This is a genomic window from Kitasatospora sp. NPDC057512 (assembly GCF_042802135.1).
Classification (GTDB): Bacteria; Actinomycetota; Actinomycetes; order Streptomycetales; family Streptomycetaceae; genus Kitasatospora.
This window is the reverse complement of sequence record NZ_JBHVET010000305.1, coordinates 1-9255: the sequence shown is the minus strand read 5'-3', so window position 1 is coordinate 9255 and position 9255 is coordinate 1. Positions and strand designations below refer to the sequence as shown.

At 74.7% G+C, this 9255-nt stretch carries 7 protein-coding genes; 5 read left to right on the top strand and 2 right to left on the bottom strand.

What is annotated here, in order from left to right; genetic code table 11:
* A partial coding sequence (locus tag ACFU6K_RS20570) for a tetratricopeptide repeat protein (RefSeq protein WP_380664988.1) occupies positions 1–2094 on the top strand: 2094 nt, incomplete at its 5' end.
* An 84-nt stretch (positions 2095–2178) separates the two neighbouring features.
* Positions 2179–3081 (top strand): SAM-dependent methyltransferase, encoded by a 903-nt coding sequence (locus ACFU6K_RS20565; protein ID WP_380664986.1) that lies wholly within the window; start codon positions 2179–2181, stop codon positions 3079–3081.
* Here ACFU6K_RS20565 and ACFU6K_RS20560 read toward each other — a convergent pair.
* Together ACFU6K_RS20560 and ACFU6K_RS20555 are read right to left on the bottom strand one after the other, a co-directional pair.
* Positions 3069–4148, bottom strand: a complete 1080-nt coding sequence (locus tag ACFU6K_RS20560; RefSeq protein WP_380664984.1) for an inosamine-phosphate amidinotransferase 1 — start codon at positions 4146–4148, stop codon at positions 3069–3071. The two genes, ACFU6K_RS20565 and ACFU6K_RS20560, sit on opposite strands and share 13 nt — an antisense overlap.
* A 309-nt stretch (positions 4149–4457) precedes the next feature.
* The gene (locus ACFU6K_RS20555; protein WP_380664982.1) at positions 4458–6299 is read right to left on the bottom strand and encodes an ATP-binding protein; all 1842 of its coding nucleotides are present in this window, start codon (positions 6297–6299) and stop codon (positions 4458–4460) included.
* 244 nt (positions 6300–6543) lie between these two features.
* Here ACFU6K_RS20555 and ACFU6K_RS20550 point away from each other — a divergent pair, with 244 nt between their 5' ends.
* The 3 genes from ACFU6K_RS20550 to ACFU6K_RS20540 form a co-directional block, all read left to right on the top strand.
* Positions 6544–7470, top strand: coding sequence for an HpcH/HpaI aldolase/citrate lyase family protein (locus tag ACFU6K_RS20550; protein WP_380664980.1), 927 nt, complete (start codon positions 6544–6546; stop codon positions 7468–7470).
* Positions 7471–7472: 2 nt separating this feature from the next.
* Positions 7473–8708 carry an aminotransferase class I/II-fold pyridoxal phosphate-dependent enzyme gene (locus tag ACFU6K_RS20545; protein WP_380664978.1) on the top strand — a complete coding sequence of 412 codons (1236 nt, stop codon included), beginning with the start codon at positions 7473–7475 and terminating at the stop codon, positions 8706–8708.
* A 19-nt stretch (positions 8709–8727) separates the two neighbouring features.
* Positions 8728–9255 (top strand): MaoC family dehydratase (locus ACFU6K_RS20540; protein ID WP_380664976.1); only part of this gene is annotated, 528 nt, incomplete at its 3' end.

The following is a 9255-nucleotide window of genomic DNA, read 5'->3' as shown; positions in this document are numbered from 1 at the left end:
GAGTGGGACGGCTCCGACGGGTCGCGCTGGGAGGCCGGGCAGCTGGCCCGTGAACTCGGCGGCCTGCCGCTCGCCCTGGAGCAGGCGGGCGCCTACCTGCGCCGGACCCGCACCACCGTCGCCGGCTACCGCCGCCGGCTCGGGCTCCGGCCGTCCGGCGCCCCGGCCCGCCGCGACCCGCAGCGCACCGTCGCCCGGGTCTGGCAGGTCACCCTGGCGGCCGTCGCCGGGGACGACCCGGTCGCGGCCGACCTCCTGCACGCCCTGGCCTGGCTCGACGCCGACGGCTGCCCGCGCGACCTGGTGTCCCGGCTGGCCCCCGACGAGCTCGCGGCCGACGACGCACTCGGCGTCCTGCACGCCTACAGCATGATCGGCTACGCCTGGCGCGACGTCCGGGTGCACCGCCTGGTCCAGGGCGCGCTGCGGGCGGAAGCCCTCGCCGCCCGCCCTCCGGGCGGCGTTCCCCGGGGCCGGCGCGAGGCCGAACGGGCCGTGCTGGAGGCCGTCCACCCGGCCGGGCGGGAGCAGGAGCGCGACACCGCCGAGCTGACCCGCCTGGCCGGCCAGGTCCGCGCCCTGGCCGCCACCGACCCGGGGGACGACAGCGACCCGGCGGTGTTCACCCTCTACGCCGCCGCCGCCCTGCTCCTGGAGGCCGAGGGTCAGAGCGTCCGGGCGCTGCCCCTGTACGAGGCGTACGACGCCCAGATCAGGCACGGCTTCGGGCCCGACCACGAGTTCGCACTGGTGGCCGGCTCCGCCCTGGCCCGGGTGCACCTCGCGACCGGCCGGCCCGAGCAGGGCCTCGGCCTGCTCGAACCGCTCCTGGAGCGGAGCCTGCGGGTGCACGGCCCCGGGCACCTGACCACCCTCAACATCCGGAGCAACCTCGCCGACGCCCACCAGGCCTGCGGGCGGGCCGAGCGGGCCGTCGAGGAGTACGAGCGGGCCGCCGCCGACAGCCGGGACGCCCTCGGTCCGGACCACCCCAGGACCTTCAGCCTGCTCAGCGACCTGGCGGGCGCCCACGGGTCCCTCGGCCGGGCCGACCAGGCCATCGCGATCTACGAAGGCCTGCTCGGCCGGGAGGCCGCGGTCACCGGCGACGAGCACCTGCCCCCGGGCATGCTCCGGATCAACGCCCTGCGGCTGCGGAACAACCTCGCCGGGGCGTACGAGAACGTGGGGCGGTACCGCCGGGCGGTCGCGCTCTACCAGGAGGCGCTGGCCGGTCTGGAGGAGCTCTGCGGCCCCGAGCACCCCGACACCCTCAGCTGCCTGAGCAACCTCGGCTACGCCCACGAGTCGGCGGGCGACCTGGAACCGGCCGGGCGGATCTACCGGGACGTCCTGGCGCGGCGTGCGGCCGCCCTCGGCGAGGAGCACCCGGACACCCTGCTCAGCCGCAGCAACCTCGCCTACCTCTGCCTGACCACCGGTGACGTCGGGACCGGCCTCGACCTCTGCCGGACGGTCCTGGCCCAGCGCACCGGCGTGCTCGGCCCGGAGAGCCCCGACACCCTGGTCAGCCTCAGCATGCTGGCCTCCGCCCACGCCGCGGCCGGGGAGCCGGAACTGGCGCTCCCCCTGTTCGAACAGACCCTCCGGCTGCGCCTGGCGGTGCTCGGCCCGGACCACCCCGACACGCTGCGCAGCCGCGGCAACCTCGCGGCCGTCCACCACAGGCTGGGCGACCACCCCCGGGCCGTGCTCCAGTTCGAGGAGGTGCTGGCCGCCCAGGAGCGCCTGCTCGGCCCGGAGAGCCGCGACACCGTGCTCAGCCGGAACAACCTCGCGTCGGCCTGCCGGGCGGCCGGCGACCTGGAGCGGGCCCGGTCGCTGATCACCACCGTGCTGGAGCAGCGCACCCGGCTGCTGGGCCCGGACCATCCGGACACCCTCGGCAGCCGCGCCACGCTGGCCCGGGTGGACGAGGCCTCCGGCGACCTGGAACGGGCCGTCGAGGGGTACCGGGCCGCTCTCGCCGGGCTGACCGGGGCGGTCGGCCCGGACCATCCCACCGCGGTCCTGGTGGCGGAGCTCCTGGCCGCCGCCCTGCGGACCCGCGACACCCCGGGAGCACGGCCGTAGGACCCCCGCCCGGCCGACGCGCCGGGACGGGGCGGTCCTCCTACGATCGAGGCGACAGCGGACCCCAGGGACGGGCAGGTTCCCATGACCGACGACCGCACCGCCGGGATCGACCGGTCGAGGCCGAGCATCGCCCGGGTCTACGACTACCTGCTCGGCGGCACGGACAACTTCGCCGTCGACCGCGAGGTCGGCGACTTCTTCCTCCGGGAGCTGCCCGGATCGGTGGCCATGCCGGTCGCCAACCGGCAGGCGCTGATCCGCGCCGTGGGCGCGATGGCCCGCGACGGCGTCCGCCAGTTCGTCGACCTGGGCAGCGGCCGGCCCACCGCCGACAAGGTGCACCAGGCCGCCCGGCGGCACGTCGCCGACGCCCGCGTCGTCTACGTCGACAACGATCCGACCGTGCTCGCCCACGGCCGCGCCCTGCTGGCCGCCGACCCCCGCACCACGCTGGTCCGGGCGGACCTGCGCGAGCCGGAGGAGATCCGCCGGCACCCCGAGGTGCGGCGGCTGATCGACTTCGACGAGCCGGTGGGGGTCGTCTTCAGCGCCGTCCTGCACCACCTCGACGACTCCGAGCGGCCCGCCGGCCTGGTGCGCTGGTGGGTGGACCGGGTGCCCCCGGGCAGCCTGGTGTACGTCTCGCACTTCCGCTCCGTCGGGAGCCCCGGCGGAGAGTCCGGCCGGAGCCCCGGCGGCGAGCCCGGCGGGAACTCCGGCGGGACCGAGGAGGGCCGACGCGCGGAACGGAAGCTGCGGGAGAGCTTCGGCCGCGGCCGCTGGCGCACCGACGAGGAGATCCTCGGGCTGCTCGACGGACTCGACCTGCTCGAACCGGGGCTGGTGCCCTGCCCGCTGTGGCGTCCGGAATCCGCCGGCACCGGCGGGGCCCCCGCGGACGAGGGCGACCTGTCGGTGTGGGAGCGGCTGATCTCCTGCGCGCTGGCCCGCAAGCCCTCAGCGGCGGCGGGTCAGGACAGGTAGTCCTCCAGCCCGCCGTCGCGCCGGGTGTCCAGGGTGACGCAGTGGAAGCCGCCGCCGAGCACCCGGGAGTGCCGGAGCCGGTGCGGCAGGACGGTGATCCCGGCGTGCTCCAGCAGCTTGATCAGGCCCTCCTGCTCGGACTCGACGATCGCCGTGTCCGGGGAGACCATCAGCAGGTTCATGCTGATCCAGCTCTCGCTGAGCGCGTGCTCGGGCGCGTCGCCGGTGGGCTCGGCCGGCGGGCACCACAGGACGTCCCAGCCCTTCAGCGGCTCCGGGACGGTCTCCGGGCTGATCCGCTCGGGGTTGAGCAGCACCAGGCCCGGGCGCAGCAGCGCGATGGTGCTGTCGATGTGGGTGTAGCCGTAGATGTCGCGCAGCGGGTGCAGCCGCAGGCCGCCGTCGCCGAGCAGGCCGAGGGTGGACTCCAGCCACCGCAGGCCGAGTTCGTTGCCGCTGCGGGAGACCTGGTAGAACACGTCCCGGCCGAGCCGCAGCACGTTCGCCGCGTCGAAGACCGGCTCGGCCTCGCCCAGCAGCGGGAGGCCGGCGTCGTCGAACTCGAAGAGCTCGTCGCCCAGTTGCGGCCGGGGGGCGGCCAGCCAGCGCGCGCCGCGGCGCAGGTAGTCCTGGAAGAGTCCGCGCAGGCCGAAGACCTCGAAGTAGCGCTGCCGCATCGGGCTCGCCACCTCGATCAGCGTCTCGCCGACCACCAGGGTCAGGTCCCGCGGACAGTAGGAGTGGAAGCCGCCGTCGGCGTTCCAGAGCGGGGAGGCGAACTCGGCCGCGTGGTCGACCGGATCGGGCCGGTGGACGGTGACGCCGAGGCCGCGCAGGGTGGCCACCAGATCGTCCAGGTCCTCCTCGGTCTCCTCCACGACCTGCCGCGCGTAGGGGCCGGCCTCGATCGAGGCGAGGTCGGCGGCGTTGGTCTTCGGGAAGCAGGACAGCCAGGAGGACGGCTCGGTCTGCTCGGGCAGCCGGGCGCCGACGGCGGTCCCGACCACGATCTCCCGCAGTGTGGTGAACTCGTCCCAGCTCTGGACCGGACGGGCCGAATCGGACATGACTCTCCCTTGACACGGGTTTGGGGGAAGCACGGACACGACGGCGGAGGCGACGGCCTGGAACCGTGCGGACGGCTGCGCCGGACCGGCTCCGGCCGGCCGCGGCGTACGGGAAATCACCGGCGGGGCAGCCGAATTCGCCGCTACGAAGGGCCGGGATCGATCGTCAAGCTACCCGGGTGACCGACGGCGACGCAAGGGACCGTGATCGGCACCGGGAACACGCCGCCGGCCGGCCGCCCGTTGTTCGACCCCCTCCCTCCGAAGCTGATCAACACCGGCCGGAGGCCCGGCGGTCCGACCCGGCGCTCACCACCGCCAGGCGCGGCGGATCCGGCTCCCGCCCGCCAGGGCCAGCAGCGCCCCGCCCGCCGCGGCGACCCCGGCCACCGCCAGGTTCTGGCGCTGGGCCCGGCGCCGGTCGGCGACGGCCGCCCGGGACGAGGCCGCCAGGAAGGCCCGCTCGACCCCGGCCGCGGCCAGCTCGCCGGCCGCCACCCGCCGCACCAGCTCCTCCAACCGGACGCCCCGGTAGAGCAGTTCCGGGTCCTGGTCGGCGGCGGCCCAGCCCCGCGCGGCCGCGGTGAGCCGGCACTGCTCCCCCAGCGCCTCGCGGCCCTCCGCCAGCCAGTCGCGCAGCCGGGGCCAGGCCTGCGGCAGCGCCTGGTGGGACAGTTCGACGGTGTCCCGGTCGACCACCACGAGCCGGGCCCGGACCAGCCGTTCCATCACCTCGGGCACACCGGGATCGTCGAACTCGGCCCGCCGGGCCGGCTTGCGGGTGCCCTCGTCGCCGCCCGGCACCAGTTCACCGCCGGGCAGCGGCCCGCCGCCCGGCGCCAGCCCGTCGCCCAGGGCCGCCGGGCCGCCGGCCGCGTCCTCGCCGGCGCCGAGCAGTTCCCCGCCGAGCCGCAGGAACACCGCCCGCGCCCGCGCCTGGTCGGGCGCCTCCAGCCCGTTGTAGAGCGCCTCCGCCGTCCGGGCCAGCGCGCCCTCGAAACCTCCGGTGGCCTGGAACCCGGCCAGGGTGAGCGCGTTGCCGCTGCGCCGCCGCCAGGTCTCCAGCAGGGCCGCGGACAGCAGCGGGAGCGCGCCCGGCTGCTGCGCGGCGGTCGAGATGAGGACGGCCAGCAGGGCGCCCTCGACGGTACAGCCGGACCGTAACGCCGGTTCGGTGATCGCCCGCCGCAGCTCGTCCGGCGCCGGACGCCCCACCGGCAGCACCCCGTGGCGGCCGGCCTCGGCCAGCCCCGGGTGCTCGGCGAGCAGCGGGCCGCACTGGTCGGAGCGGACCACCAGCACCACCCGGCACCGGGCCGGCGCCGCCACCGGCAGCCCGTCCGACGCCCCGTCCGCAACGCCCGCGGCGGTCGCCACCAGCGCGTCCAGGAAGCGCGCCCGCTCGGCGGCGTCCCGGCAGCGGGTGCGCAGCTGCTCGGCCTGGTCGACCACCAGCACCGGGTCCCCGGCCGTCGGCCCGGACCCGCCGCGCCTCGTCTCCCCGGCCCGCTGCCCGAGCCGGGCGAGCGCGAGCGCGTACGCCTCCATGGGTCGTTCACCGGGGGTCAGCAGCGCCACCGGGACACCGCCGTCGGCCGGGGGCCGGCCCGCTCCGCCCCCGGCCCCGGGTCTCCCGGTGGCCGTACCGGTGGCGGCGGGCGCGCCGAGCCGGGCCAGCAGACCGGCTCTGACCAGCGAGGACTTGCCCGCCCCGGACGGCCCGGAGACGATCACCAGCCGCCGTTCGGCCAGCAGGGCGACCAGCCGGTCCAGCAGCGCCTCGCGGCCGAAGAACCGCTCGGCGTCGGCCGCCTCGAACGCGGCCGCGCCCGGGTAGGGGGCCCGTCCGACGTCCTGGGCGCGCCGCCGGGCGCACTGTTCGGCGGCCAGTTCGGCGGCGAGCAGCTGCCAGCGGTGCCGCCACTCCCGCACGTCCCCGCCGCAGGCCTGCACGTAGGCGAGGGTGACGGCGAGGCTGGGCAGCCGCCGCCCTCCCGCGGCCACCGACAGGCTGGCCGCCGAGCAGTGCGCCCGCAGGGCGAGTTGACGGTACGGCGGACGTCCGGCGCGCTCCCGCAGGGCCCGCAGATCGCCCGCGAAGCGCAACAGTGGCCCGTCCCCGGGGTCCAGTGGACTTTCCCGACGCGGCACGACGGCCCCCCTTCTCCGTTGAAGCGGTGTCCTGAAACCTTGAGCGCCCACGCGCCACACGCGCCGCGTGAGCCTCGTGTCCATCCCCCCGTTGATTCATCATGCACAGGACCGTTGGCGTCAAACAATGGTGCCTACGGGTCGGTTGTTCCGAGTTGATGTTCAATGTCCAGCCGTACGGCGCCGAACAAAGCCGGTGGGATAGAACCGGAACCCGCAGCCCTCGCTGACTTCGGAGACATCCATGAGGTTCACGCGGTACTGCCGTTCCCTCCTGTCCACACCCGCGATGGCGGTGGAGCGGTACACCAAGAGCCACCAGTCCGGGGCCGACATCGCCATGGTCGATCTGGAGGATTCGGTCCCACCCACCCGCAAGGAGGAGGCCCGCCGGCTCGCCGAGGAGTTCTTCGCCCTCCCGTCCACCAAGCTCGCGCGCAGCGCGGTGCGCATCAACACCCTGTCCGGGCCCGACGGTCTGCGCGACCTGATCGCCATCGCCCGGTACCGGGTCAAACCGGACCTGGTCCTGATCCCGATGACGGAGTCCCCCCGGGACATCGAGATCGCCGCCGGCGCACTCGGCGCGGACTGCCCGGAGACGGAGTTCCTGGCCGTCGTGGAGACCCCGCTGGGCATCGAGAACGCGCCCGCCGTCGCGGCCGCCGGGCACCGGCTGCGCGGGCTGGTCTTCGGCTCGGCCGACTACGCCTTCGCGGTCGGCGCCCGGCTCTCCTGGGAGGCCCTGGCCCACGCCCGCGCCCGGGTGGTCAACAGCGCCCGCGCCGCGGGGGTGGAGGCGATGGACGCGCCGTTCTTCGAGGTCACCGACCTCGACGGGCTGCGCCGGGAGGCCGGGCTCGCCCGGGACTTCGGGTTCAGCGGCAAGATCGCCGTCCACCCGCGCCAACTCGCCCTGATCAACGAGACGTTCAGCCCCGACGAGGAGCTGCTGGAGCGCGCCCGCCGGGTGGTCGCGGCGGGCCTGGAGAACGGCCGCTCGGTCACCGTGGTGGACGGCGTGATGGTCGGCATGCCGTTCTTCGAGGCCTCGCAGCGCCTGATCGAGCAGTTCGACCCGCCCCGCCCCGGCGCACCCCTGCCCGGCGGACCGCAGCACACCCGGCACCACGCGCCCACCGACACCCCGAACCACACGACGGAGAAGTGACGATGACCGAAGAATCCATCCTCGGCCCGCGCCGGTACCGCAACGCCGAGGCCATGCTGGCGAGCGCCGACCCGGTCTGGCAGGCGGCCGCCGCCAACGGCCTGATCGGCGTGACGGTGGACTCGGAGTCCAACAACCGGCTGATCGTCCGCGAGACCGGCCACGAGTTCGCCAACATGGTCTCCTGCTCGTACCTCGGCCTGAACAACCACCCCGCGGTCCTGGCCGGCGCGGTGGACGCGCTGACCGAGTCCCGCGGCACCTCGCTGGTCCTCTCCACCACCAGAATCCGGCACAACCTGCTGGTGCGGCTGGAGGAGGAGCTCGGCGACCTGTTCGGCGCGAACATCCTGCCGGGGGCGTCCTGTACCACGCTCACCGCCGGCATCCTGCCGCTGATCGCCTCCGGCCACCTGGACGGCACCTGTCAGGGCGGCGGCGGCCCCCGGGTGATGGTCTTCGACCGCTTCTGCCACTTCTGCATGGCGTACATGAAGCCGGTCTGCGCGGACGAGTCGCTGGTGCTGACCTGCCCGCACAACGACCTGAACTACCTGGAGGACATCTGCCGCAAGTACCCGCGGGTCGCCTACGTCGCCGACGGCGCCTACTCGATGGGCGGCACCGCGGCCCTCGACGGGCTGCTCGAACTCCAGGACCGCTACGGGCTGTTCCTCTACATCGACGACTCCCACTCGCTGTCCATCGCGGGCGAGCGCGGCGAGGGCTACGTCCGCTCCCGGCTGGAGATGAACCCGCTGACGGTGATCACCGCGAGCCTCGGCAAGGCCTTCGGCACCAGCGGCGGCGTCGCGATGCTCGGCAACCGGGAGCAGTTCGAGTTCCTGCACCGGCACGCCGGCCCGATCGGCTGGTCGCAGAACATCCCGCTGCCGATGGTCGGCGCCTCGCTGGCCAGCGCCGCCATCCACCGCTCCCCCGAACTGGCCGAGCTCCAGGGAGCGCTGGCCCGCAACATCGAGCTCTTCGACGAGCTGCTGCCGACCACCTTCGCGGGCAACGGCCTGCCGGTGCGCCGGGTCGACGTCGGGGAGGCCGAGCGGGCGGTCAAGCTGTCCGCCCAGCTCTTCGAGCGCGGCTTCTACAGCTCCGCGGTGTTCTTCCCGATCGTGCCCAAGGGCGAGGCCGGGCTGCGGCTGATGCTGCGCGCCGACATGGACGAGCGGCTGATCCGCGAGTTCGCCGGCCACGTCAGGGAACTCACCTCCGACCTCTAGGACTTCGGGAGCAGCCACCATGGAAGGAACCGAGCCCACCGGCTACCGGCGGATCGGCGAGCGCCGCTACCGCGAGGTGGTCGGACGCTACTACGAGGAGTTCGAGGTCGGCGAGGTGGTCGAGCACCGCCCCGGGCGGACCGTCACCGAGCTCGACAACGTGCTGATGAGCATGCTGAGCATGAACGACGCCCCGCTGCACATCGACGCCGCCTACAGCGCCCACACCCCCTGGGGGAAGCCGATCGTCTCCAGCCTGGTGACGCTCAGCATCGTCGGCGGGATGACCGCCCGCTCGACGAGCGGGCGCACCATCGCCAACCTGGGCTGGGAGAACATCCGGATGACCCACCCGGTGTTCACCGGCGACACCCTCTACGCGGAGACCGAGACCCTCGCCAAGCGGCTGTCCAAGAGCCGCGACGGACAGGGCATCGTGAGCTGCCGCACCACCGGGACGAAGTCCACCGGCGAGCCCGTGGTGGTGTTCGACCGCAGCTTCCTCGTCCCGCTGCGCGGCCACGGCCTGGACGAGGTCGCCGGGTAC